The sequence below is a fragment of the Faecalibacterium sp. An192 genome, from assembly GCF_002160175.1.
In the GTDB taxonomy this organism is placed as follows: Bacteria; Bacillota; Clostridia; order Oscillospirales; family Ruminococcaceae; genus Faecalibacterium.
Window position 1 is genome coordinate 1 of record NZ_NFKB01000146.1, and the last position, 765, is coordinate 765.

A 765-nucleotide genomic window follows, 5' to 3' on the forward strand; every position below is an offset into this window, starting at 1 on the left:
TCCCAACGCTGGCTTTTGACCAGTGCAGGTCACAGTAGGGTTACTCCAAATGGATAGAGCAGCGTTTACACGCAATACATTACGCGACTTCGTGTCGCACCTCGGCCTCCGGGTCGCAGATAATGACATCATCCGAAGTCAGCAGGAAGCAGTTGGCGATCTCGCGCTTGGCCGAAAAGCTCTTGCCGGAACCGGGCGTACCCAGAATCAGGCCGTTGGGGTTTTTCAGCAGCTTGCGGTCCACCATGATGAGGTTATTGGACAGGGCGTTGATGCCGTAGTACAGCGCCTCTTTTCCGTTCTGAAAAAGCTCTTGGGTGGTGAACGGCACGAAGATGGCGGTAGAGCTGGTAGTCAGCCCCCGCTGAATTTCCACCTGGTTCAGCCCCAGCGGCAGAGAGGACATCAAGCCTTCCTCCTGCTGGAAGTCCAGCCGGGTCAGCTGGCAGTTGTACTTCTGTGCGATGGAACTGGCCTGGAAGATGTTGTTGCCCAGCTGGCGGGGATTGTCGGCGGTGTTCAGCACCAGGAACGTCACCAGGAACATCCGCTCGTTGCGGCTTTGCAGGTCCTGCAACAGCTTCTTGGCCTCGGCCCCGTAGGTGGCAAGGTCGGACGGGATGATGTCCATGTCATACCCGGCGCGGACGGCCTTTTTCTGGTGGAGTAGGGAGACACCGCCTTACCATCTTGCGATAGCAGGTTTGCATCACCCTCTCCGGGAACCGTACGTACCCCTCTCGGAGTATACGGCTCTGTCATTGT

General features: G+C 57.5%; 1 pseudogene. It reads right to left on the reverse strand.

The annotated features are described in order from the left end of the window. Positions 1–100: 100 nt before the first annotated feature. Positions 101–661: pseudogene (locus B5F27_RS16345) on the reverse strand (conjugal transfer protein TraE); the annotation flags it as partial. Between the last annotated feature and the right edge of the window lie 104 nt (positions 662–765).